Genomic DNA, 23,950 nt, shown 5'->3' on the forward strand with positions numbered 1-23,950 from the left:
TTGCATTCTTAAACTTTGATAATGAGCAAACGCGATTTAAAAAAATACTTAGCCGAATTGAATAAGGAGCAACTCGAAGAACAAATCATAGAATTGTACGAGAAATACAGTCCCGTGAAAGTCTATTATAATTTTGTTTTTAATCCAAAGGAAGAAACACTTTTGCAGGAATGCAAACTCAAAATATCAAATGAATATTATCCTTTAAAAAAGGCGGGAAGACGCAGTAAACCTAAAATGAGACGCTCCGTTGCCCAAAAATACATTAAGCACTTTACGCTCTTGGGAGTCGATCCTTTTGTAATTGCGGATGTAATGCTCTATAATATTGAAATAGCACAAACATTCTCATCGGAACATGTTATAAAACAAGATTTATTTTTTAAAAGCATGTTCAATTCTTTTGAGCAAGCTGTCATTTTCTTGATTGCAAATGGAATTCTCAATGATTTCAAGCCAAGAATTATTGCCATACACGATGAAACCATTGTGCAGAAATGGTACAACGAACCCGAGTTCAATGCCATTATTGAGCGATTTGAATATTGAATAGTTGCATAATTCAATTTTATTTAATCAATCGTATTTTTTTTAATTAAAAATCACAATTAAACTGTTTTTTAGGTGTATTTTTGCAAAAATCCAACAATAAGCAATGTCCCAAAACACTTTAGAAATAGAAATCGAAGACAAAAAAGAACTTTATGCGTATCAAAAAGGCGATATCGATGCCATCTTTGAACGCATAGATAATGCACCACCACAACACCATTTGTTATACCAATTGCCTACCGGTGGTGGAAAAACAGTAGTTTTTTCTGAAATAGTACGCCGTTATTTATCACAACACGATAAAAAAGTAGTTGTTTTAACACACCGAATTGAGTTGTGTAAGCAAACTTCAAAAATGTTGAAGGGTTTTGACGTGAAAAATAAAATCATCAACAGTAAAGTAAAAGAACTTCCAGACCAAAACGATTATTCTTGTTTTGTAGCCATGGTTGAAACTTTGAAAAACCGTATCAACGATGAAAAACTTCATTTGGATAATGTAGGATTAGTAATCATCGATGAGGCGCATTACAATTCGTTCCGCAAATTATTAAGCTCTTTCAAAAATGCCTTTATATTAGGAGTTACAGCAACGCCTTTAAGTTCAAATATTAAATTACCAATGCACGAAAGCTACGATGAATTAATCGTAGGAGACACCATTAGTTCGTTGATAGCCAATGGATTTTTGGCAAAGGCAGTTACGTATAGCTATGATGTTGGTCTTACCTCATTGAAAGTGGGAATCAACGGAGATTATACCGTAAAATCATCAGATGATTTATATACGAATATGGCCATGCAGGAAAAATTATTGCATGCTTATACGGAGAAATCTTTGGGTAAGAAAACCTTAATTTTTAATAATGGAATCAATACCTCTTTGTATGTGTATGAAACTTTTAGAGAAGCTGGTTATGCCATTCGTCATTTGGATAACACCAGTAATAACGAGGAAAGAAAGGATATTTTACATTGGTTTAAGCATACGCCTGATGCCATTCTAACATCTGTAGGGATTCTTACCACCGGTTTTGATGAGCCAACCGTAGAAACTATAATTTTAAATAGAGCAACAAAATCGTTGACATTATACTATCAAATGATTGGTCGTGGTTCCAGAAAATTACCTAATAAAGATACCTTTAATGTTATCGATTTAGGAAATAATGCAGCTCGATTTGGATTGTGGAGCGAGCCTGTAAACTGGCAGCACATTTTTAAATCACCAGAGTTTTATCTGGAAAATTTACGTGACGATACTGAAATCGAATTGTATTTTAAATACAGCATGCCGCCGGATATTCGTGCTAAATTCAGCAAAACCGAAGTCGTAACTTTTGATGTTGATGAAGAACACAAACTCATTATCAAACAAAATTTGCGATCGAAAGAAGTGCTTGACAAATCGCTAGAACAACACGCTGCCATGTGTGTAGACAATTCGGATACATTACAAGAAGCAAAAATATTAGGAAAACTGTTAGATGATGATATCGATTGTCGCATCAAACGCTATTCTAAATGTTTGAGTCAATGCAGTAAAAATTACCGTGAATGGCTTGTTGACGATTACAAATTAAAACTGGTATTGTTAACAGGGAAAAAATATCGCGAGAAAATCATGAATGAACCGGATGAAGATTAATTTCTTTTCAAGGAGCTAATCCTGCTATTCGTTGCAAATAAAATTCACTGAACTCTGATTAAAATAAAAGTAGTGTGAAGTAATCTTTTCTTTTTTAAAGAAAAAAGGAAAAGGATTTCCACTGCTATCAGGGCTAAAAATTACGTTTACAAAACAACTATTTTTTATAAAAATATAAAATCCAAAAAAATGCCAAAACAATTCTCTGATTTAGGAATTTTAGCACCCATATTAAAAGCGATTACCGAATTGAAAATTGTTGTACCAACAGAAATTCAGCAAAAAACAATTCCGTTATTATTATCAAATACTACGGATTTGGTTGGACTTGCTAAAACAGGTACAGGAAAAACAGCTGCTTTTGGATTGCCTATTTTGCAATTAATAGATACTGATAAACCAGTTGTACAAGCCGTTATTTTGGTTCCAACTCGTGAACTGGGACAACAAATATTTAAAAATTTAGAGTCTTTTGCTAAATTTTTACCCGAAGTTTCTATTGCGGCAACTTGTGGAGGAATTCCAATTAAACCACAAATAGAACGACTTTCATTGCCTACTCACATTGTTGTGGCAACTCCGGGAAGATTGATTGATTTGATTCAACGCAAAGCAATAAACTTAAAGGAAACCAAATTTCTCGTGCTCGATGAAGCCGATGAAATGGTTACCATATTAAAAGAAAGCTTAGACGAAATCATCGCTGAGTTACCTGTTGCGCGTAAGACTTTTTTATTCTCGGCAACCATGCCAGGAACTATAAAACAATTGATTCAGAACTATCTGAACAAAAATGTGATTCAAGTTAGTGCCAACATGGAAACAATAGGAAATCAAGGAATTGACCATGAATATATTGTGGTGGATCCCATTGAAAAACTGGATGTTTTGATGCATTTCTTAAATTCTAAAGAAGGAGAACGCGGAATTATTTTTTGTAAAACGAAAGCTGCAGTCAATAAATTAGCTAAAAACTTAGCTATCAACCGATTTTCTTCGGGTGCATTGCATGGAAGTTTATCGCAAGGAATTAGAGATAGAATCATGGAGCAATTCCGTGAAGGACATATCAATATATTAGTAGCGACAGATTTAGCTGCAAGAGGAATTGACGTAAAGGAAATCTCTTATGTGGTTAATTATCATTTACCGGACGTTTATGAAGCTTACGTACATCGTAGTGGTAGAACAGCAAGAGCAGGAGCAAAGGGACTTTCTTTGACGGTATTACAACCGGAAGAAGTAGTTGAAATCGCTGATTTTGAAAAAGAGTTGGGAATAAAATTCAAAGAATTCAAAAAACCTACTGTTGCCAGCATCGAAGAAAACAACACATTGTTATGGGCGAAGCAAATCTTCAAGACAAAACCCAATCATGATGTTGCTCCAGAATTTAAAGAAAAAATAAAAACTGTTTTTCATAATTTGACTAAAGATGAATTGATAGAAAAGTTGTTAGCCAATCATTTACTTCAGACAAAAAATGAAGCACTTTCAAAAACAGAGAAACCAATTAAAAAACAAAAGAGAATGAATTAATCAAATTTCATTCTCTTTTGTGAACAATTAATGAACTATTACAATTTCTTCATCACCGGAAGTTGTAATAGTTTTTTTTATGTTTCGTTTTCCAAAAATTAAAATAATCAGTGCCAGAATTGTAGACACTGTCATAATCCAAACCATTGGTAACATAGAATTTTTAACAAAAACGCCCACTGCAAAAGAAGCCAAAGCACCTAATCCTAACTGAATCGCGCCCATCAATGCTGAGGCACTTCCGGCATTTCTTGAGAAAGGAGCAAGGGTAAGTCCCGCAGTATTGGGATTTGAGATGCCCAAACACGCCAAAAATAAAAACAACATGGCTATAGTTTCATACAAACCTAAAAGATCATTTATTGCTAAAATCAGAAATAAAATACTGATCACTGCCTGTGAAATCAATGCGCCTAGAATCATTTGCTCACTGTTGAACTTTCTTAATAACAATGAATTTAATTGGCTGGCACTTATAAAACTTAAGGACATAAAGGCAAATATCCAGCCATACGTTTTCCCATCCACTTCAAAAATATCCATAAATAAAATAGGAGAAGCTGCAACATAAGTAAACAATCCTGAGAAAGCGATCGCTCCAGCAAAAGCGTATGTATAAAATTGAGGTTCTTTCAGAATGCTAATAAAGTTGCTGATAATAGGTTTTGGTTTTAAAGAAATAGAAGTATCAGGCAAATAGCTGTTTGGTAAAACGATTTGGGCAGCTATAAGAATTACAATTCCCATGCACATCAAGATAAAAAATACGGTATGCCAGCCATAATCTTCGGTAACGTAACCACCAATAGTCGGCGCTAACATTGGTGAAAGCCCGACAACTAACATTAATAAAGAAAATACTTTTGGAATATCTTTCACAGGAAATAAATCCCGAACCATAGAAACAGAAGCTACTGTTGCAGCACAACTGCCCACAGCCTGAATGAATCGTAATCCAATAAAAGTATCAATATCAGTTACAAAAACGCAACCTAATGACGCTAATATGTAAACTAACAATCCTATAAATAAAGGTTTTTTTCGACCAAAACGGTCTAATAAAGGTCCATAAAGCAATTGTCCTGCGGAAATTCCGACAAAATAACTGGATAAAGTCATCGAAACATTGGCAACCGAAGTATTCAAGTCTTTAGCAATCCCAGCAAATCCCGGTAAATACATGTCTATTGAAAAAGGACCTAAAGCTGTTAATGAGCCTAAAATCAGGATCAATTTGATATATCGTGTTTTTGTCATTTCGGAATTGCTTATGAAAATTGGAATTTTTTTAAATTTTTTGCAAAGGTAAATATTTAAGGTGCGAATAGAAGCAGTTTCCCTAATAATATTGCAGATTAAAGCAATCTATCGATTAAAAAAAATAGCAATCTAAATATTGATTAAGTATGATTCCTTATAAATTTTTTGATAAACGTCTTTGCTGAACATAAACAGTTGAGAAGGTCTTTTTGAAACGCCAACTTGCTTTTCATCCAGAGCAATAATATACTTTTTCGTTAGCAGTTTTCTCCTGAAATTGCGATTATCCATTTCATTTCCCAGTATAGATTCATAAGTGTCCTGCAATTCATTGAAGGTAAATTTATCTGGTAAAAGTTCAAAAATAATAGGTTTATACACTGCTTTTTCTTTTAAATCAGCATAGGCTTCATTGATAATATCTTTGTGATCAAATCCTAATTCCGGTAAATCATTCACAGGAAACCATTGCGGATGGTGTTTGTTATTTTCTAAATTTACTTCTTGAGTTTTTAATAAAAAATAATAAGCGATGGTTATGGTTCGTTGGTTAAAATTTTCATTTTTGGCCCAAATAACATCTTTTTCATTCATCAAACGATTTGGGTCTCCAAAAACTTTAAATTGTTTTTTATAAACATTATCAAGTCCTGTTAACTCCTTCAAAACTCTGGTTGCAGTTTCATCTATGGTTTCCTGCTCAAATGTATGGTAGCCTGTAAGAACATAATCGTTAACCAACGGCTCCTGATTTTCCTTAGATTCTAAATAGCGTTTTATTAATAATACGTTAAGTGATTTTGTATTGGCGTCAAACCCAAAAACGACGCAGTCTACAGAAATATTTGGAATTATTTTAGACATAATAAAATAGTGAGAATATAATTATTTTTTTGAAAGATAGTAATGTTTTACAAAACCTTCTAATACTACAAAACTAATCATTTATTTATAATTATATATCTATATAAATAGATTCATTTTTCATATTAAACGTCACTATTACGTTATAATTATTTTGTAACAGATTAATTATTATTTATTAAAAACACACGTTATAGGCTTTAAATATGCTATTAATAAATATATATTTACTTTTTTTTGTTGTAAATTAAAAAAATATAATATATTTGAAAAATAATATTCAAAATGACGCTTATTGTTGTAAAACTATAATACTATTCATAAACCTAAATTTTACACCAGAAATCGATTTGAGTATTTGATATATTAAGAGCAGAAAAAAACAAAATTTAAGTAAAAAATAGTTACCATTTATAAAATTTAAAACCACCAAAAAACATATTAAATCCCTTTTTTTAAATAAACATTTATATGCAAAAAGCACTTTTTATATTCTTATTTTCGATACTGTTCATGCCAATTTATTCACAGGTGGTCATAACTAATTCGAATTTTTCATTAGGAACAACAGGTCGTATTGGAGTTGGGCTTTCGCCAAATGGTGAAGGAAATATGTGGAAACCTTTGAATCTTTCCGGTCAAGGTTCCTTAGGTGGTCGTTTAGAGCAAACGGACTATATCGATATATTACCTGCCATCCATTTTACTCCAAAAATCAACGGCAAAGACAGCACAAACGTAACGTTCCAAATGCGTTTGGGAATGTATTCTGCCAATGGTCAGTTTGTGGGAAATGTAAGTTCTCGTTCTAATAATGGGTTGACATTTATTCTTCCCGAAGCGTATATTGAAGCCAGAAATATCATGGGAAGCAAATGGTCGGCTTGGGCAGGATCTCGTTTTCGCCGCTATGATGACATTCACATCAGTGATTATTTTTATTTTGATGATCATTCCGCGCAAGGTTTTGGCGTAAGCCATAAAAATACGGAACTAACCATGTTGATGCCCGCTTCTGCTGATTCAACAAATGTGTATCCTTACAATTATGAAGTTACTGTTGCCGGCGCAACAAATCCTGCTATTCGCCAACGCATGGTTTGGATTGGAGAACATAGTATTCACTTGAAAAATGATAATGTGATGAAACTTTTGGGTGAATTTCATTATGTTGCTGCCAACTCAAAAAATGCTTCTAAAAACTATCCATCGGATAACGGCTGGGTCGCTGGAATTAAATACAATAATCCATTCAAAACTGCTTTACCGGGTTCGTTCAATCAGCTTTCGGTACGATATGGTTCCGGTATTGCAAATGGGGGCGATAACGGAAACACTTTTACTTGGGCAACTTACGGAGCGCCAGATTCTGAAGGAAAATATACAAATGCGTATTCCTTTACCATGGTGGAGCATTTTCTGCTAAACCTCTCGCAGAAATTCAGTATCAACGGATATGGCGTTTTCACAAAAAGCAAAGGTGGTTCTGCCAATACGAATACGGACGAGTATTTCAATGGTAATCAATTATATAATCAAAAAACGGATTTCGTAGTTGGTTTCAGAAGTTTTTATTATGTAACGAAGTGGTTGCACTTAATCGAAGAAGTACATTATGCAGTACGAAAAGATGGAGATAATCCAGAAGCCAATATGTGGAAATTCTCTTTTGTTCCTACCATAGTTCCGTTAGGAAAAAAAGACCCTTGGAGCCGTCCGCATATTCGCCTTGTTTGCACGTTGGCGCACTACAACGATTACGCCAGCAATCATAACTATTCTCCTTTTTTACAAGTGAACCAAAAACGTTGGGGCTCTTTTATTGGAGTAAAAACAGAATGGTGGTTATTTTAATAAATAAATTTAAATTATATAGATATGCCAATTTTTGGAACGACAATTTTATCATTTATCCCCGGATGGAGTGCCGATGGAGGACGTTTTGCAATAGAAAAGACCGCAGAATATGGTTTTGATATGCTTGAAATAATCTTGCCAAGTTCATTAGATTTCGATGCTAAAACAACAAAAAAACTACTAGACGATAATCGTATTTCAGGTCGTTGTACATTGAATTTACCCGCAAATTGTCACATTCCTTTATATCCGGAGCAAGCCACATCGATTATTAAATCCGCTCTTGACAAAGTAGCTGAAATGGACGGTGATTTTTTAGGAGGAGTTTTGCATTCCGCCATTGGAACATTCACTGGAAATCCTTGTACAAAAGAGGAAAGGATAATTATTCAACAAGTGTTCACGGAACTTGCCGATTATGCCAACAAAAGAAATATCACTATTGCTCCTGAACCCATTAATCGGTATGAAAGTTACGTTTTTACTGCTGCAGATGAAGTATTGGATATGATTGAATCTATTGGAAAACCTAGTATAGGATTGCATCTGGATACTTTTCACATGAATATTGAAGAACGAAATTTCTACGATCCCATTATTCGTGCCGGAAATAGATTAAAACATGTGCATATAACAGAAAGTGATCGCGGAATGACTGGTGAAGGCAATGTGCATTGGGATGATTTTTTCAAAGCTTTAGCAACCATTAACTATCAAGGTCCACTTGTTCTGGAGAATTTTTCTTCACAAATTACAGCATTAGTTGGTCCAACTTCCTTGTGGAGACCTTCAAAATACAACTCGGAAGATCTTGCCAAGAGGAGTCTTGCTTTTATGAAGAAGATGGTTGGAAAATGGTATGCGAATTAACTATAATTAAATCTAAAAAAAGTAATTATTCAATGCTTTTTTTACAAAAAATCGCAAAAAAATGAAAAAGAAATTAAACGGTGTTTGTTTTGGAGAAATCCTTTTTGATGTATTTCTGGAGCATAAAAAAATTGGTGGAGCTCCGCTAAATGTGGCTTCAAGATTAAGTTCGCTAGGAGGGGAGGTTTCCGTTATCAGTGGAGTAGGGAACGATTTAAACGGAAAAGAATTAATAGAGTATTTGAATGTTTCAGGAATTAACACTGATGCTGTTCAAGTAAAGGATAATTATCCAACGGGTTTAGTTAACGTTATTTTGAATGAAAAAGGAAATGCTTCTTATGACATCAATTATCCTTCGGCGTGGGACAAAATCGAAACTTCAAACGAGAATATTTCAATTGTTGAAAAAGCAGACTTTTTTGTCTATGGAAGTTTGTCTTCAAGAGATTCAGTTTCCAGAAATACATTGGAACAACTTTTAGCGGTAGCAAAATATAAAATATTTGATGTGAATTTAAGAGTGCCGCATTACACCAAGAAAAATGTTTTGGATTTATTGCAAGTATCTGATTTCATAAAGTTTAACGATGATGAGCTAAATGAAATTTGCGAAGATTTAAATTCGAATAAAAAGTCATTAGAGCAAAATATTAAATTCATTGCTAAGGAAACCAATACTGATACGGTTTGTGTCACTTTAGGATCTCATGGTGCGGTATTGTATTGCAATGATACCTTTTATCATAACTGTGGATTCAAAGTTAATGTTGTTGATACTGTAGGTTCCGGGGATTCATTTTTGGCTTCCTTAATAATAATGTTACTCAATGGAGAAGATCCTCAATACGCTATTAATTTTGCCAGTGCAGTTGGTGCAATTGTCGCCCAAAACGAAGGAGCAAACCCAGTAATTTCATCCTCGGAAATAGATGATTTTTTATCTGGTTTTGACAAAACAGATTCTAAAACCAAGGAAATTTCTACTATTCATAACTAACAAATTAAACCAACCAAACAATGAATCTATCCAAAAAAATCCCTGTAGTCAGTAAGGAATTCGCTTTTCAATTTATCATCATAACCATATTATTCGCGCTGTGGGGAATTGCTAATGATTTGACAACTCCGATGGTTTCAACTTTCAAAAAAGTGATGCCAGAACTTTCAAATACACAAGCCTCATTAGTACAATTTGCTTTTTATTTTGGTTATTTCTTCATGGCATTGCCGGCGGCATTATTCATTAGAAAATACAGTTATAAATCAGGAATAATATTGGGACTTTTATTATATGCAACTGGCTCTTTTCTATTTTATCCCGCTGCACATTACCAAAGTTATACTTTTTTCCTTGTTTCATTATGGGTAATCACGTGTGGTTTAGCATTTCTTGAAACCACTTCAAATCCTTTGATTTTATTCCTTGGAAATAAAGAAACTGCAACGCAACGTTTGAATTTAGCGCAGGCATTCAACCCAATTGGAGCAATAACTGGATTGGTCATGGCGCAGTTTTTAGTGATTAAAGAAATAAAATCAGATGATTACACCACCGAAGCTTATAATGCGTTAACTGAAAGTGAGTTGGCCAATATTCGTGAAAATGATTTAGATATTATTAGCATTCCATACATTGGATTAGGAATATTTGTCCTAGTAATTCTAATCATTATTATTTTAACAAAAATGCCTAAAACAGCACAAGAAGATAAAATGTCTGTATCTGAATCATTTAAAAAGCTGTTTGTCAATAGAAATTACAAACATGGAGTTATTGCACAGGCTTTTTATGTGGGTGCGCAAATTATGTGTTGGACTTTTATTTTCCAATATGTAGACAACATCAATAAAACATTCGGATTAGAATTAACAGCCACATATTACAACATAGCGGCCATGATTTTATTTTTATTAGGCCGATGGATTGGAACTGGTTTGATGAAAACTATAAATCCTTCAAAAATATTAATGGTATTTGGTATTGGAGGCGTAATTTGTGCAGCCGGAGCGATTGTATTACAAGGAATGCCAGGACTAATTTCGCTAGTTTGTATTTCTATTTTCATGTCGATTATGTTTCCAACAATTTATGGAATAGCATTAAAAGATATGGGTGACGAAGCAAAAATTGGCTCTGCAGGTTTAGTAATGGCTATCGTTGGTGGCGCACTGATGCCAGTTTTACAAGGAAGTATTTTAGATTTAGGCGGTTCTGGTTTTGCCGATATTAAATTATTTGGCTTTATTCCTGAAGTGAATTTTTCTTTTATTTTACCATTGATATGTTTGGCTGTTGTTGCATATTATGGTTATAGTACGTTTAAAACATCAAAAAATATTAACATTACAGTTTAAATTAAAAAAGACACGAATAATGTATTATCATTTTTCGTGTCTTTTTGTTTTAAATAGATACTTCATAAATAAGATTTTGAAGATTAAAAGTAAATTATAAAGTTATAATATTGCAATGTATTTAAATGAACTATAATTTATATTATGTAAAATAGATTTTATATTTAAATGAAAGTGATTACATATTCAATAAAATAAGAACAGCATCTACTATTGCAGATGCTGTTTATGAAATTATAAAAATCTATCTACTTACTTTACTGAAAATGGTATTGTCCAATTATCCCAATTCAACGAAACAGTATTTTTTTCGATAACATAAACTAATTTTTCTGTTTTCGCTTTAGCAACTTTTTGCTTAACCGTAACTCTTAATTGATCTTCTTTTTCTTTGTATTTATAAGCGCCCCATTGTTTCGCTTCTTTATTGAAAATGATTACACATTCTTTGTCATTTGGTATTATGAAGAAAGAATATTTCCCTGCAGGCAATTTTGATCCTTCAACAGTAAGTTCTTTGTCTGTTTCAAAAGTTGTTGCATCATTTGCACCAGCACGCCAAACTTGATTGAACGGAACTAATGCGCCCCAAATTTCTCTTCCGTTGACTGATGGACTACCATAATTGATTGTAATTGTAGCTCCATTAATTTTTCCGGTTGCTACTTCTTTACTGCTGGAAGGCTTTCCTTGTGCAGCCATAAAATTTACAATCAATAATGTAAAAAGCGAAAAATGTATTTTTCTAAGTAATTTCATGATTTAAAATGTTTTAATTTTTCAAATAAATGTAAAACAAGTTGATTTAGTTTATTAAAATCGATACTTATTTTATGAAAAAATTAAGTATTGTATAATTTAATTGTTTTGCTGCATTAATGGCTGTGTTATAATTTTTAAATTTGTTATTTTTACAACCATATAGATTATTTATTTACAAACTATGAATACAATTGCTGAGCACATTGCTGATTTTTTAAAAGAATACTCTCCATTTAATCATTTATCATTTGAAGAGTTATCTGAAATTGCCACAAATATTCGTGTTGTAAATTTGGAGAAAAACAAAATATTGTTTCAAGTAAATGATCTTTTGCACGATAGTTTTTATGTCGTGGCTTCAGGAACTATTAATCTGTCTGTTATTGCCGATGCCGAGGAAACCTTACTTAATAAGTGTTTTGCAGGAGACATCTTTGGATTACGTCCGTTTTTTGCCAAAAATAATTATATGATGACTGCCAAAGCAAGAGAAGAAAGTATCATTTATGCTATTCCAATAAGCACTTTTCGCCCTTTTGTAGCCAATAATTCTGAGGTTTTAAATTTTTTATTGGAAAGTTTTGCTGTAAACACTCGCAATCCAAAAGATAAAGAAAACTTAATCGGAAAATTAATATCTGACAATGTATTCTATTCGGATCAGCAATCGGAAATGCAATATTTTCAATCTTTAGCCTACAATACTGCTCCTTTAAAAACAACAGGGACAGCTATTGTAAAAGATGTCGCTCAATTAATGACCGAATCGTTAAAAAATAACATCGTAGTATGTGATAATAATATTCCTTTGGGCATTATTACCGATACAGATATGCGTTCGAAAATCGCCACTGGCAGGTATCCGGTAACCGTTTCAGTAGATAAAATTATGTCCTCTCCGGTTATTACTGTCGTGGAGAATGTTTCTCTTGCAGAAGCTCAATTACTAATGTTAAAACACAATGTGACGCATTTATGTGTAACTCAGGACGGAACTGATAAATCTGATGTAAAAGGAATCATATCCGAACACGATTTGATTGTGGCTCAAGCCAATAATCCAGGAGTCTTAATAAAAGAAATCAAACGTTGCCAATCTCCAAAAGAATTAAAACAAATACGAGAACGTTTAACAGATCTGATTCAGACTTCAATTTCCAAAAATATTCCGCTATCACACGTTTTTAATATTGCAAGCGAAATTAACTTGGCTATCATTAAACGCTCCGTAGAATTATCTATTTTAGATTTAGGTTCCCCTCCTGCCCGTTTTGCGTGGTTAAGCATTGGAAGTCAAGGAAGAAAAGAACAACTTTTATTAACTGATCAAGACAGTATTTTGATTTTTGAAGATGTGGCAGCAGATAAATATCGTGAGGTAAAAGACTATTTCCTTAAACTTGGAAAAAAAACTACTGCATCTCTTGAAAAAATCGGCTATGAATTGTGTCCAAATGGCCATATGGGCAGCAACATGCTTTGGTGTAAATCATTGACGGACTGGATCAAACAATACGACAGTTGGATGAATACTCCTGGTGAAAACAGTAATGATTTAAGTAGTATTTTCTTTGATTATGAAATCACTTTTGGGGAACAAAAAATTGAAGATGCTATTGGAAATGTAGTTTTTAAAAATGCCAAAAACAACACTTTATTCTTTGACTTCTTAGGAAATGATGCTTTGAGAAAAAACTCTCCATTGACTTTTTTCAAAAAATTTAATGTAGAAGAAGAAGGTCCGAATAAAGATAAATTTGATATCAAAACGCGTGCTTTAATGCCTTTGATTGATGGTGCTCGTTTATTTACTTTAAATTTTGACATAAGAGGAATTAATAACACGTTTCAACGATTCAAGCAGCTGTCTATTATTGACCCAAAACATGCTGAAATCTATCTTAATTGTGCCGAAGCTTTTTTGACTTTATCAAAATTCCGAACCTTAGAAGGTTTAAAAAATGATGATTCAGGCCAATTCATAAATTTAGAGGAATTGTCAAAAATTGACAGAGAAAAATTGAAAAATGCTTTGCTCCCTATGAAAGAATTGGAAGAATTAATAAAAAGTAAATTTCAACTTACTCAATTTTCATAATTATGTTAGACTGGTTAAAAAACATCAACAAAGAATATCCTGATTTTTGGAAAACGTATGTTTCTAAATTTGAGAAGAAATCATCTCGCTTTGTGGTTTTATCAACAGAAACTTCAGGCTTAAATCCAGATAAAGATGTTATTTTATCAATAGGCTCTTTTGCCGTAATCAACAATAGTATTGTTATTGGAGATAATTTTGAGGCTATTTTATTGCAGTATAAATTTTTCCATGATAATGGACTTTCTAACGAATTTTTAGTTGAAAGTAAAATGAAAAAATTAGGCGAACCAGAAGCTATAAAATTATTCATTGAATTCATTGGAAACTCAGTTTTAGTAGGACATCACATTGATTTTGACGTAGAAATGATCAACGCAGCTTTAGAACGACTAGATTGTGGAAGATTAAAAAATGAGGCGCTGGATATCGATGTAATGCATAGAAAACTACATGACATCAATGATAAACAATTCTCTCTGGAAGAACTTTGTGTTGCCTATAACATTCCTGTAAGTGACCGAAATTCAGCTGCTGAGGATGCCTATAAAACCGCTTTGTTATTTTTAAAATTAAAATCAAGACTGGGAATAAAATAATATTTACGCTCAAAAATTGCAATAATTTTTTAATCCAATACAGTTATTCCTTCCCAAAACCTTCCATGATGGCTTATAGAAACGGGTTTTTCGATCTTTGAATTGCAATCAATTGTAAAAGGGATTCTATTTTTTTTTAAAATTTCAACAGCAGGATTAATGCTTTTAATTTTTTTGAAATACTCTTTTTCGACAACAGCAATCGTGTAAATTGAATCGTTTTCGATTTTGCTTTGGGTAAAATATGTTTTTCCTTTAATGGAAACGGTTCCCAAAGTTGCATTTTCGTAAAAACATTCCAGTTGTAAAGGAAAAAAACCACGAATTCCTGTTTCCCTATTATAGATTTTATAAGCAGCTTCCTTTCTGCTCCATAAATTCCAAATCATGATTTCTGTATTTTCGGCATTGGCAATTAGTAATTGCTCTTTTACAGTAAAGATTTTATCTAAAAATCGGTCTCGTTTCCAATTGCTTTCTTTTCTGGCTAAAGCCAAATCTACTATGTCGTTTCCAATCATTTTTTAGTGACTTTTTACTGCTAATTCACGAATTTTTCTCTGACAATTTAGTCTCGATAATTTCCATTGCTGCTTTTACATTAACCATGCGTTCCATAGCCTCATTATCAATTACAATGTCATATTTCTCTTCGATATCTAAAATCACATCTACTAAATTAGCAGAATTGATTTTCAAATCATTTATAAAATCAGTATCTTCTGTAAGGCCATCAAAAGCTTCTTGATTTTGAATATACGGCTTTACTATGTTCTTTAATTCTTCAATTGTTTGTTCTTTATTCATAATTTTTTATTTTTTGTTAATGTTTTCAATTCGAGATTAGCTGTAATTTTTTGATTAAATGTATTTCTTAAAAATCACACATCCATTCACATCTCCAAAACCAAAACTGGCCTTTGCAATTATATTTAATTCCTTTTCAATCAGTTGTTGTGGTATTCTCGATTCATCAATAATTGCTGTAATTTCTGGATGTAAATCGGTACAATTGATATTCGGAAAAACAAATCCGTGATGCAATTGCAATACCGAAGCCACACTTTCTATACTTCCCGCACCGGACAAACAATGACCTACCATTGATTTCAAAGAGTTTATGTATGGGAAATCTTTTCCATTTCGTCCTAAAGCTTCACTCCAATTCTGAATTTCCAAACTATCTTTTGATGTGGCTGTCAAATGTCCGTTGATTGCGTCAATTTCATTGGCTGAAATTCCAGCATTTGCCAAAGCATTTTGAATACATTTCTGCACAGCAATAGGATTTGGAGCAGTCATCGTTCCTAAACCGCGTTGTCCGCCGGAATTTACGTTTCCACCTAAAACTTCAGCATAGATTGTAGCTCCTCGGGCAATCGCACTTTCTAAATCTTCCAAAACCAAAGCTCCTGCTCCACTTCCGGGAACAAATCCTGAAGCACTTGCTGACATTGGTCTTGAGCCTTGTTCCGGATTTTCATTATGTTTAAAAGTACAGACTTTCATCGCGTCAAAGCCACCCCAAATATATGGTCCGGAATCGCTTGTGCTTCCTGCTAAAATACGTTTGGCCTGACCGGATTTTATCCTTTCATACGCCATCAAAATACTTTCGGTTCCAGTTGTACAAGCCGACGAATTAGTGGAGACTTGGTTTCCCAATCCTAATTTTCCGCCCAGATAAGCACTCACGCCACTATTCATCGTTTGAGCTACGGCGGTACTTCCCAGTCTTCTCGTTTGAAAATCATCAATTTTGTAAATACTTTCGCGAAATTTATCAATTCCAGAAGTTCCTGTTCCAAAAATAGTTCCGCTATCCCAATCCGGTTCTTCATTATTTTCCAAATATAATCCTGCATCTTTCCAAGCGTCAATTCCGGCAATTACACCGTATAAAATCCCAGTAGAATTGAAGTTACGCAACTCTAGTTCCGAGAAATAGTGCAATGCCAGTTCAGTAGAAATACTGGGTTTTCCAGCTATTTGACAAGAAAACTGCAATCGTTCCAACTCAGCGTCGTGCTTTATTCCTGAAATTCCATTTTTGATGGCATGAGTAAAAGCATCAAGCCCTGCTCCATTTGGAGCAACAACACCAAGACCAGTAATTACGACACGTTTTTTCATTTATTTAGAAATTATCATTCCTGCAATTATTCCTGTACAAACCTCTTCTCCTTTTTCATTTTTCATAATGATTTTACATTTTAATTTTCCGAATCTAAAGTATATTTTTTTTGAAATTACGGTCACTTTTTCTTTAGGAAAAACAGGTTTTAAAAACTCTATTTCTGTTGATGTTAAGGCAATTGATGTATTTCTATTAAATGTATCATTTAGTAAAAAAATTCCTAAACAAACCAATCCAATTTGCGCCATAACTTCCGTTAAAATAACTCCTGGAGTTACTGGATAATCTTTAAAATGTCCTTTGTAAAAATCAAGACTTTCATCAAAAGTATAGTTTCCTTCTACTCCATTTTCATCAATTTGGACGATTTCATCCACAAACAAAAATGGCTTAGAATATGGTAATTTTGATATAATTTCTTGGTTAGTCATATTTTTGAACACTGATTTAAAACTGCAATAAAACGCGTTGGGCTGAAAAACCCGGACCAAAACTCAGCATTAATCCTTTTTCTCCTTTTTTAGGCTGATCATCCATTATTCGCTCTAAAACATATAAAACCGTTGCGCTTGACATATTTCCATACAAACGCAAAACTTCTTTAGTATCGACTATATTTTTACCTAAACTAGAAAACAAACTTTCAACAGTTTGGACAATTTTCTTTCCTCCTGGATGAAAAATCAAATGATCAATATCTTCTATTTTTAAATTGTTTTTTTCTAAAAATGGATGAATAATATCGGGAAAATGAGAAGCAATCGTTTCTGGAACTTCAATGTCCAATACCATTTGCAAACCAGAATTGGTGAGTTTAAAACCCATCATGTGGATATTATCATAGAAATGATACATCTCCTCTGATACAATTTCCGGTCCCTCATCATCTTCATGTGACGAAAGTAAAACGCAGGCTGCTCCATCTCCAAAAATCGCCGCACTTACGATATTTGCCATCGAAAAATCATCTAATTGAAAGGTTGCTGTTGGACTTTCAACTGCAATTACAGCAGCGCGTTTTCCCGGATTGGCCTGCAAAAAGTTTTTAGCATAAATAATCCCTGAAATACCGGCAGCACAACCCATTTCAGTAACGGGAAGCCTTACAATATCCTGACGCAATTTTAACTTGTTAATAAGATAAGCATCCAATGACGGAATCATAATTCCAGTGCAACTTACTGTGATGATATAATCTAAATCTTCAGGATTCCAACTGGCTTTTTCTAACGCTTTTTCCAATACTTTTTCGCCTAAATCAATCACTTCACGAACATAAATATCGTTTCTTTCCTCAAATGAAGTTTTGGTAAACACTTCAATTGGATCCATAATGGAATACCGTTTATCAACTGCTGCACCTTCAAAAATTTTCTTTACTTTTCTAATGAAACGCTCGTCTTGTCCAACGAGCCAAGCATCCAAAAAAGGAATAATTTCATCTGTATTTCTGGAATATTTAGGTAACTGTTTGGTTACGGTTTTGATTTTTACACTCATATTTTTGAAATTATCCATTGGTAACGAAAAGCCCATTTCCAATGAATTTTATAGTTTTTAAAATTTAATTTTTTAGAAAATTCGATTAACTCTTCTTTTTTAAAACCTCTTAAAATTGAAGTTAATCCGTCTTCTCGAGACATATCATTCAATTGAAATACGAAACATAAAGCTTGAAACAAACGATAAGCAACCGCACTTCGATGTAAATCATTGATTACAATTCCTATTGCTGCATTAGTATAAAAAACTTTTAATAATTGTACAATCTCATCATTTTTGAAATGATGTAATGTCAAAGTACATAAAACAATATCATACTTTAAATCATTAAATGATTCATTAAAAATATCTTCACAACGATAACTAATATTAGCGTATTTATCTGATAATTTTCGTGCATGCGAAATTGTAAAATTGTTGGCATCGATACCTATTAACTGAAATTTCAGATCGTTTTTAAGTCCAAAATCAGCTAAAGTCCTCAACATATCGCCATTGCCACAGCCAACGTCCACAATTACAATTTCCCTTTTTTTAGAATCCTGAATCAGTTCTTGTACTCCTTTTAAAGTTAACTGATTTCCTCCTAAAAGTTGGTTAATTTTGGCTATTTTATCCAAAGCATCACGCAAAATTTCGCCTTCCATGGCAAAATCATCCATGATTTCCGGTTTATCAGTTCTATATTTAGTGTTTAGTGTCATTTAGGAGTTTAGAATGATTGGTTTTCCGTGCGTTTTCTTAATAATAATTGGTAATAAAAATGGTAATATAATTAATATACGCATCAATATGGCTGAAAGTTTCGGTTTTTGCAAAATACTGGATAAAAAGCGGCCAGTTTTAAGTCTTTTTTTGAAATTTAAATTCCATTCGTAAATGTATTTTTCTTCCAGTTCATTTCTGGATTTGATTTCATTGGTATAATATTTCTGCACTAATTCTGAAACAATTTTGGCACTATGAATTGCCATTGCCATTCCATTACCGCACAAAGGATGAATTAATCCTGCGGTATCGCCAATCATTAAAATATGATTTTCAACTACTTGTTTTTTTTCGAAAGATATTTGGCTTATGGTTAAAGGTTTTTCAAAAAGCAAACTACTTTCTTCGAAAATTACTCTTAAATGAGGGTTTTCAGAAACGATACTGTTCTGATATTCTTCTATATTTTTGAACTGTTTAAAAGTTTTATAATCGGCTAAATAACAGATGTTAATCCTATTATTTTCTACTTTAGAAACACCACAATATCCTCCTTTGAAATTATGTAGTCCAACTACATCATTTGGAAAATCTCCAGAATAATGTGCTTTGACCGCTAACCAATATGATTTTTTATGAATAAAATCACGATTCATCTTTTGATCTACATTGGAACGTTTGCCAAAAGCGCCAATAACTATTTCTGATTTTAAAATGCTATTATTAGTAGTAACTATAAATTGATTGTCTTTAAATAGTATATTTTCAACATTGTCTTGAATAATTTTGCATCCGTTTTCAAGAGCTTTTTTATACAAATATTCGTCTAAAGCAAAACGACTGATGCCAAAACCTCCAAGTGGCAGGACACTTTTAATTGTTTTTCCGCTTGCTGTTGAAAATTCAAGTTTTGTAATGTGTGTAGGTTTTAAATCGCTTATTTTTAAATCCAACCAATTGAGATACGGTTCAACCTCATTAGATATATATTCGCCACAAACTTTATGTTTTGGATAACTATTTTTTTCGATAACTGTAACTTGAAGTCCTAATTTAGATAAATGTATAGCCGCAGTCAATCCTGCTAATCCACCACCAATAATTAAAACTTCATTGTTTTTCATATAGAAGTAAATTTATGGATTTGTTTGAGAAAGTAACTATATTATTTCATATAAAACTTACATAATTATTTGATATTGAATAAGTCCTAATTTCATATTTTATATTCAAAAAAAAAGCCGTTTTTAAAAATGGCTTTTAATTAATTTATAGTTTTCCTTCTTTTATTTCCTCTACAATTTCGGGATTTAGTAAGGTCGACGTATCTCCAAAATTAGAATAATCTCCTTCCGCAATCTTTCTTAGAATTCGTCTCATGATTTTTCCCGAACGGGTTTTTGGCAAACCAGAAACAAATTGGATTTTATCTAATTTTGCAATCGGTCCAATATGATCTGATATGTGTTGATTAATTTCTTTGGTAAGGTTTTCTTTATTTCTTGTTTCTCCAGTTTCTTTAAGAATAACAAAACCATATAAAGCATTTCCTTTAATATCGTGTGGGAAACCTACGATTGCTGATTCAGCAACGGCTGGATGCTCATTAATCGCGTCTTCTATTGGTGCTGTTCCCAGATTATGACCTGAAACAATTACCACATCATCTACACGACCCGTAATTCTATAATACCCTACTTCATCACGTAAAGCTCCGTCTCCTGTAAAATATTTACCTGGAAAAGCAGAGAAATACGTGTCTTTATAGCGCTGGTGATCACCCCAAATGGTTCTGGCAATTCCCGGCCAAGGAAATTTAATACACAAACTTCCAGTGACTTGGTTGCCTTCAATTTCGTTGCGCTTTTCGTCCATCAAAACGGGTTGGATTCCCGGTAACGGTAACGAAGCGTATGTTGGTTTTGTTGGGGTTACAAAAGCAATTGGCGAAATCATAATTCCTCCCGTTTCTGTTTGCCACCACGTATCTACAACAGGGCATCTTTTATCTCCCACGTGATCATTATACCAGTGCCAAGCTTCTTCATTGATTGGTTCACCTACTGATCCAATTACTTTAAGCGACTTCAATGGATATTTTTGTACAAATTTTATATTTTCTTTTGCCAAGGCACGAATAGCAGTTGGTGCCGTATAAAACTGTGTCACTTTATGTTTTTCGATTACTTCCCAAAAGCGACTAAAGTCAGGATACGAAGGAACTCCTTCAAAAATTACTGTAGTTGCACCGTTCAATAATGGTCCATAAAGAATATACGAATGTCCGGTAATCCAACCGATATCGGCAGTACACCAAAAAACATCATTTTCTTCATAATTGAAAACATTCTTAAAAGTATAAGCCGTGTACACCATATAACCAGCTGTAGTATGCACCATTCCCTTTGGTTTTCCAGTAGAACCGGAAGTGTACAGTATAAATAATGGATCCTCAGCATCCATGATTTCAGCAACATTATTATCTGAAGCTTGATCTAATAGCGGTTGTAACCATTGATCACGCCCTTCTATCATAATGATATCGGAATGAATTCTTTTGGCAACTAAAACTTTTTCTACACAAGGACATTTTTCTAATGCTTCATCAATTATTCCTTTTAAGTCAATCGTTTTGTTTCCACGAAAACCGCCATCTGAGGTGATAACCATTTTACACTCACTATCATTTATACGCGTAGCAACTGCCGATGCTGAAAATCCTGCAAAAACAACAGAATGTATGGCTCCAATTCTGGCACAAGCCAATACTGAAACGGCTAATTCAGGAATCATTGGTAAATAAATACAAACTCTATCTCCTTTTTTTATGCCTTGTTCACGCAATACATTTGCCATTTTGCAAACACGTTGATGCAATTCATTATAAGTTATATGCAATGCTGCTTCTGAAGGGTCATTTGGTTCGAAAATAATTGCTGTTTTTTCTCCTCTTTTAGCAAGATGTCTGTCAATACAATTTTTTACAATATTGACTTTTGCTTCCGTAAACCATTTGATATCGGCATCAGCCATATTAAACTCAACCACTTTGTCCCATTGTTGGTACCAAGTGAAATTTTCTTCTGCTATTTTACCCCAAAATTTTCTAGGTTCACGAACTGATTTATTGTAATGTTTAAAATATTGTTCTAGATTTTCAATTTTGTAGTAGCTCATGTTATAATTTTTTATAAAAGTATTAAATCTCTCGCTATTCTTAAAATTATTTAAATTATAAATAGTTATAAAAAAAAACAGATTTATAAATAAAAAAGTACTTTTAATACTAATTTGTTTGATTTTTATTGTTTTTAACGAAATTTATAAAATACAAAAAGGCGAGACAGATTTAAATCTATCCCACCTTTGTATCAACAAAATTTAACAACAATTATTTTAATACCATAAACGATGATTTTTTGAACAATAATCACCCAAAACAATTTCGTTTCAATCAAGGAATACTATTACTAATTTTTTAGCATATTTATTTAGAAAATAAACAGGTCTATTTCTACTACTTCCCAATGTGTTTCATAGGGATTACTTCACTTAACCTTAAACTTGTTTAAAGTTAAGCGAATGTAAAAGCATCCATATCTATTTATCTTTTTTAATATTTTTAACTAATCCAAGATATTATGAAATCTAATGATATAGTGCTAATCCCAACACACCCTCTTGTGTGGTAATTTCTGTATATTATCCTATTTTTTTCATAGCAGTCATTGATTCTCTCAACCATTCCCCTACTTCCTCAATTGGATGCTGACGAATGCTTTTATTTACGGCGATAAGAACCGCATTATCTACTCCATTTGATGTTGAAAAAGGTTTTCCTATTACATTAGTATCTACCGTTTTCATGAAATCAGTTAATAACGGTTTACAAGCATGGTCAAATAAATAACAACCATATTCTGCCGTGTCAGAAATGATTCGGTTCATTTCATATAATTTTTTTCTGGCTACTGTATTGGCAATCAAAGGCAATTCGTGTAAAGACTCATAATAGGCTGATTCTTCAATGATTCCTGTTTGCGTCATGGTTTCAAAAGCCAATTCTACACCTGCTTTTACCATTGCAATCATCAAAACTCCATTGTCAAAATACTCTTGTTCTGAAATATGTGCTGTTGTAGGAGCTGTTTTTTCGAAGTTAGTTTCTGCAGTTGCAGCTCTCCAAGTCAATAAGTTGATATCATCATTCGCCCAATCAATCATCATATTTCTTGAAAATTCACCAGAAATAATATCATCCATGTGTTTTTGAAACAACGGACGCATGATGTCTTTTAATTCATCTGCTAATTCATACGCTTCAATTTTTGCAGGATTTGATAAACGATCTATCATATTTGTAATTCCACCATGTTTCAAGGCTTCAGTTACTGTTTCCCAACCGTATTGAATTAGTTTTGAAGCATAAGCCGGCTCGATTCCTTTTTCAACCATTTTATCGAAACATAAAATAGAACCTGTTTGTAACATTCCACAAAGAATGGTTTGCTCTCCCATTAAATCCGATTTTACTTCGGCTACAAATGAAGAGTTCAATACTCCTGCTTTGTGACCACCAGTAGCAACTGCATACGCTTTTGCTTGTTCGAAACCTTCTCCGTTTGGATTATTTTCTGGGTGAACCGCTATTAAAGTTGGTACACCAAAACCTCTTTTATATTCTTCACGTACTTCAGATCCTGGACATTTTGGCGCACACATAATTACAGTGATGTCTTTACGAATTTGCATTCCTTCCTCAACAATATTAAAACCGTGAGAATAAGCCAAAGTTGATCCGTTTTTCATCAAAGGCATAATCGCTTTAACTACAGCGGTATGTTGCTTGTCTGGCGTAAGGTTACAAACCAAATCAGCTGTTGGGATTAATTCTTCATACGTTCCTACTTTGAATCCATTATCAGAAGCATTTTTGAAAGAAGCTCTTTGCTCTGAAATTGCATCTGCGCGCAATGCATAAGAAATATCCAATCCAGAATCTCTCATGTTCAATCCTTGGTTCAAACCTTGTGCTCCACATCCTACAATAACTACTTTTTTTCCTTCTAAAGCTTTTATTCCATTTACAAATTCAGATTGGTCCATGAATTCGCAAACGCCTAATTGTTCTAATTGTAATCTAAGTGGTAATGAATTGAAATAATTTGCCATTTTTTATTATTTAATGATTGTAA

Annotated in this window: 21 protein-coding genes; 9 read left to right on the plus strand and 12 right to left on the minus strand. The window is 33.1% G+C overall.

The genetic code is table 11. The features are described from left to right. Positions 1-21: 21 nt before the first annotated feature. The 3 genes from BMX64_RS07910 to BMX64_RS07920 all read left to right on the plus strand — a co-directional run bounded on the left by BMX64_RS07910 (position 22) and on the right by BMX64_RS07920 (position 3,739). Positions 22-549 carry a DUF6155 family protein gene (locus BMX64_RS07910; RefSeq protein ID WP_091169749.1) on the plus strand — a complete coding sequence of 176 codons (528 nt, stop codon included), beginning with the start codon at positions 22-24 and terminating at the stop codon, positions 547-549. 106 nt (positions 550-655) lie between these two features. Continuing rightward, positions 656-2,200 (plus strand): DEAD/DEAH box helicase, encoded by a 1,545-nt coding sequence (locus BMX64_RS07915; protein ID WP_091169751.1) that lies wholly within the window; start codon positions 656-658, stop codon positions 2,198-2,200. Between the two features lie 189 nt (positions 2,201-2,389). Beyond that, a complete protein-coding gene (locus BMX64_RS07920; protein ID WP_091169754.1) occupies positions 2,390-3,739 on the plus strand; it encodes a DEAD/DEAH box helicase in 1,350 nt (449 codons plus the stop codon). Between the two features lie 27 nt (positions 3,740-3,766). On the opposite strand, the gene BMX64_RS07925 is transcribed toward BMX64_RS07920, so the two are convergent. Both BMX64_RS07925 and BMX64_RS07930 read right to left on the minus strand, forming a co-directional pair. After that, positions 3,767-4,996: a multidrug effflux MFS transporter gene (locus BMX64_RS07925; RefSeq protein WP_091169757.1), complete on the minus strand. Its 1,230-nt coding sequence runs from the start codon at positions 4,994-4,996 to the stop codon at positions 3,767-3,769. A gap of 132 nt (positions 4,997-5,128) precedes the next feature. Beyond that, complete coding sequence (locus tag BMX64_RS07930; protein ID WP_244273269.1) at positions 5,129-5,863, minus strand: NUDIX hydrolase; 735 nt, start codon at positions 5,861-5,863, stop codon at positions 5,129-5,131. 471 nt (positions 5,864-6,334) lie between these two features. Here BMX64_RS07930 and BMX64_RS07935 point away from each other — a divergent pair, with 471 nt between their 5' ends. The 4 genes from BMX64_RS07935 to fucP all read left to right on the plus strand — a co-directional run bounded on the left by BMX64_RS07935 (position 6,335) and on the right by fucP (position 10,948). Continuing rightward, positions 6,335-7,717 carry a carbohydrate porin gene (locus BMX64_RS07935; RefSeq protein WP_091169764.1) on the plus strand — a complete coding sequence of 461 codons (1,383 nt, stop codon included), beginning with the start codon at positions 6,335-6,337 and terminating at the stop codon, positions 7,715-7,717. Positions 7,718-7,741: 24 nt separating this feature from the next. Then, complete coding sequence (locus tag BMX64_RS07940; protein WP_091169769.1) at positions 7,742-8,590, plus strand: sugar phosphate isomerase/epimerase family protein; 849 nt, start codon at positions 7,742-7,744, stop codon at positions 8,588-8,590. Positions 8,591-8,651: 61 nt separating this feature from the next. After that, the gene (locus BMX64_RS07945; RefSeq protein ID WP_091169772.1) at positions 8,652-9,590 is read left to right on the plus strand and encodes a carbohydrate kinase family protein; all 939 of its coding nucleotides are present in this window, start codon (positions 8,652-8,654) and stop codon (positions 9,588-9,590) included. A gap of 20 nt (positions 9,591-9,610) precedes the next feature. Continuing rightward, a complete protein-coding gene (fucP, locus tag BMX64_RS07950) occupies positions 9,611-10,948 on the plus strand; it encodes an L-fucose:H+ symporter permease (RefSeq protein WP_091169776.1) in 1,338 nt (445 codons plus the stop codon). Between the two features lie 252 nt (positions 10,949-11,200). Here the strand turns inward: fucP and BMX64_RS07955 are convergent, their stop codons facing one another. Then, entirely contained in the window at positions 11,201-11,707 is a 507-nt protein-coding gene (locus BMX64_RS07955; RefSeq protein WP_091169779.1) for a DUF2911 domain-containing protein, read from the minus strand. 184 nt (positions 11,708-11,891) lie between these two features. On the opposite strand from BMX64_RS07955, the gene BMX64_RS07960 reads away from it, so the two are divergent. After that, positions 11,892-13,808 carry a DUF294 nucleotidyltransferase-like domain-containing protein gene (locus BMX64_RS07960; RefSeq protein ID WP_091169783.1) on the plus strand — a complete coding sequence of 639 codons (1,917 nt, stop codon included), beginning with the start codon at positions 11,892-11,894 and terminating at the stop codon, positions 13,806-13,808. A 2-nt stretch (positions 13,809-13,810) separates the two neighbouring features. Then, complete coding sequence (locus tag BMX64_RS07965; protein WP_091169786.1) at positions 13,811-14,407, plus strand: 3'-5' exonuclease; 597 nt, start codon at positions 13,811-13,813, stop codon at positions 14,405-14,407. 29 nt (positions 14,408-14,436) lie between these two features. On the opposite strand, the gene BMX64_RS07970 is transcribed toward BMX64_RS07965, so the two are convergent. From BMX64_RS07970 to ilvC, 9 genes are all read right to left on the minus strand, one after another. Beyond that, on the minus strand, positions 14,437-14,928 hold the full coding sequence (locus tag BMX64_RS07970) for a 4'-phosphopantetheinyl transferase family protein (protein ID WP_091169789.1): 492 nt from the start codon (positions 14,926-14,928) through the stop codon (positions 14,437-14,439). 25 nt (positions 14,929-14,953) lie between these two features. Continuing rightward, positions 14,954-15,214, minus strand: coding sequence for an acyl carrier protein (locus BMX64_RS07975; RefSeq protein WP_091169793.1), 261 nt, complete (start codon positions 15,212-15,214; stop codon positions 14,954-14,956). Positions 15,215-15,268: 54 nt separating this feature from the next. Further along, complete coding sequence (locus BMX64_RS07980) at positions 15,269-16,540, minus strand: beta-ketoacyl-[acyl-carrier-protein] synthase family protein (RefSeq protein ID WP_091169796.1); 1,272 nt, start codon at positions 16,538-16,540, stop codon at positions 15,269-15,271. After that, positions 16,541-16,975, minus strand: coding sequence for a 3-hydroxyacyl-ACP dehydratase FabZ family protein (locus tag BMX64_RS07985; RefSeq protein ID WP_091169800.1), 435 nt, complete (start codon positions 16,973-16,975; stop codon positions 16,541-16,543). A 16-nt stretch (positions 16,976-16,991) separates the two neighbouring features. Next, positions 16,992-18,044 (minus strand): type III polyketide synthase, encoded by a 1,053-nt coding sequence (locus tag BMX64_RS07990; protein ID WP_091170175.1) that lies wholly within the window; start codon positions 18,042-18,044, stop codon positions 16,992-16,994. Then, complete coding sequence (locus tag BMX64_RS07995; RefSeq protein WP_091169803.1) at positions 18,041-18,751, minus strand: methyltransferase domain-containing protein; 711 nt, start codon at positions 18,749-18,751, stop codon at positions 18,041-18,043. The genes BMX64_RS07990 and BMX64_RS07995 overlap by 4 nt, the downstream gene beginning before the upstream one ends. After that, on the minus strand, positions 18,752-19,879 hold the full coding sequence (locus tag BMX64_RS08000) for an NAD(P)/FAD-dependent oxidoreductase (RefSeq protein WP_091169807.1): 1,128 nt from the start codon (positions 19,877-19,879) through the stop codon (positions 18,752-18,754). A gap of 145 nt (positions 19,880-20,024) precedes the next feature. Next, complete coding sequence (acs, locus tag BMX64_RS08005; RefSeq protein WP_091169811.1) at positions 20,025-21,932, minus strand: acetate--CoA ligase; 1,908 nt, start codon at positions 21,930-21,932, stop codon at positions 20,025-20,027. Positions 21,933-22,457: 525 nt separating this feature from the next. Then, complete coding sequence (gene ilvC, locus BMX64_RS08010; protein ID WP_091169815.1) at positions 22,458-23,927, minus strand: ketol-acid reductoisomerase; 1,470 nt, start codon at positions 23,925-23,927, stop codon at positions 22,458-22,460. Between the last annotated feature and the right edge of the window lie 23 nt (positions 23,928-23,950).

This window comes from Flavobacterium sinopsychrotolerans (assembly GCF_900110375.1).
GTDB lineage: Bacteria > Bacteroidota > Bacteroidia > Flavobacteriales > Flavobacteriaceae > Flavobacterium > Flavobacterium sinopsychrotolerans.

Coding starts and splice junctions, on each gene's coding strand:
- ilvC (WP_091169815.1), bottom strand. CDS start 23,927: ATGGCAAATTATTTCAATTCATTACCACTTAGATTACAATTAGAACAA.
- BMX64_RS07910 (WP_091169749.1), top strand. CDS start 22: ATGAGCAAACGCGATTTAAAAAAATACTTAGCCGAATTGAATAAGGAG.
- BMX64_RS07980 (WP_091169796.1), bottom strand. CDS start 16,540: ATGAAAAAACGTGTCGTAATTACTGGTCTTGGTGTTGTTGCTCCAAAT.
- BMX64_RS07995 (WP_091169803.1), bottom strand. CDS start 18,751: ATGACACTAAACACTAAATATAGAACTGATAAACCGGAAATCATGGAT.
- BMX64_RS07965 (WP_091169786.1), top strand. CDS start 13,811: ATGTTAGACTGGTTAAAAAACATCAACAAAGAATATCCTGATTTTTGG.
- fucP (WP_091169776.1), top strand. CDS start 9,611: ATGAATCTATCCAAAAAAATCCCTGTAGTCAGTAAGGAATTCGCTTTT.
- BMX64_RS07915 (WP_091169751.1), top strand. CDS start 656: ATGTCCCAAAACACTTTAGAAATAGAAATCGAAGACAAAAAAGAACTT.
- BMX64_RS07975 (WP_091169793.1), bottom strand. CDS start 15,214: ATGAATAAAGAACAAACAATTGAAGAATTAAAGAACATAGTAAAGCCG.
- BMX64_RS08000 (WP_091169807.1), bottom strand. CDS start 19,879: ATGAAAAACAATGAAGTTTTAATTATTGGTGGTGGATTAGCAGGATTG.
- BMX64_RS07960 (WP_091169783.1), top strand. CDS start 11,892: ATGAATACAATTGCTGAGCACATTGCTGATTTTTTAAAAGAATACTCT.
- BMX64_RS07920 (WP_091169754.1), top strand. CDS start 2,390: ATGCCAAAACAATTCTCTGATTTAGGAATTTTAGCACCCATATTAAAA.
- BMX64_RS07945 (WP_091169772.1), top strand. CDS start 8,652: ATGAAAAAGAAATTAAACGGTGTTTGTTTTGGAGAAATCCTTTTTGAT.
- BMX64_RS07990 (WP_091170175.1), bottom strand. CDS start 18,044: ATGAGTGTAAAAATCAAAACCGTAACCAAACAGTTACCTAAATATTCC.
- BMX64_RS07970 (WP_091169789.1), bottom strand. CDS start 14,928: ATGATTGGAAACGACATAGTAGATTTGGCTTTAGCCAGAAAAGAAAGC.
- BMX64_RS07930 (WP_244273269.1), bottom strand. CDS start 5,863: ATGTCTAAAATAATTCCAAATATTTCTGTAGACTGCGTCGTTTTTGGG.
- BMX64_RS07940 (WP_091169769.1), top strand. CDS start 7,742: ATGCCAATTTTTGGAACGACAATTTTATCATTTATCCCCGGATGGAGT.
- BMX64_RS07935 (WP_091169764.1), top strand. CDS start 6,335: ATGCAAAAAGCACTTTTTATATTCTTATTTTCGATACTGTTCATGCCA.
- BMX64_RS07925 (WP_091169757.1), bottom strand. CDS start 4,996: ATGACAAAAACACGATATATCAAATTGATCCTGATTTTAGGCTCATTA.
- BMX64_RS07955 (WP_091169779.1), bottom strand. CDS start 11,707: ATGAAATTACTTAGAAAAATACATTTTTCGCTTTTTACATTATTGATT.
- acs (WP_091169811.1), bottom strand. CDS start 21,932: ATGAGCTACTACAAAATTGAAAATCTAGAACAATATTTTAAACATTAC.
- BMX64_RS07985 (WP_091169800.1), bottom strand. CDS start 16,975: ATGACTAACCAAGAAATTATATCAAAATTACCATATTCTAAGCCATTT.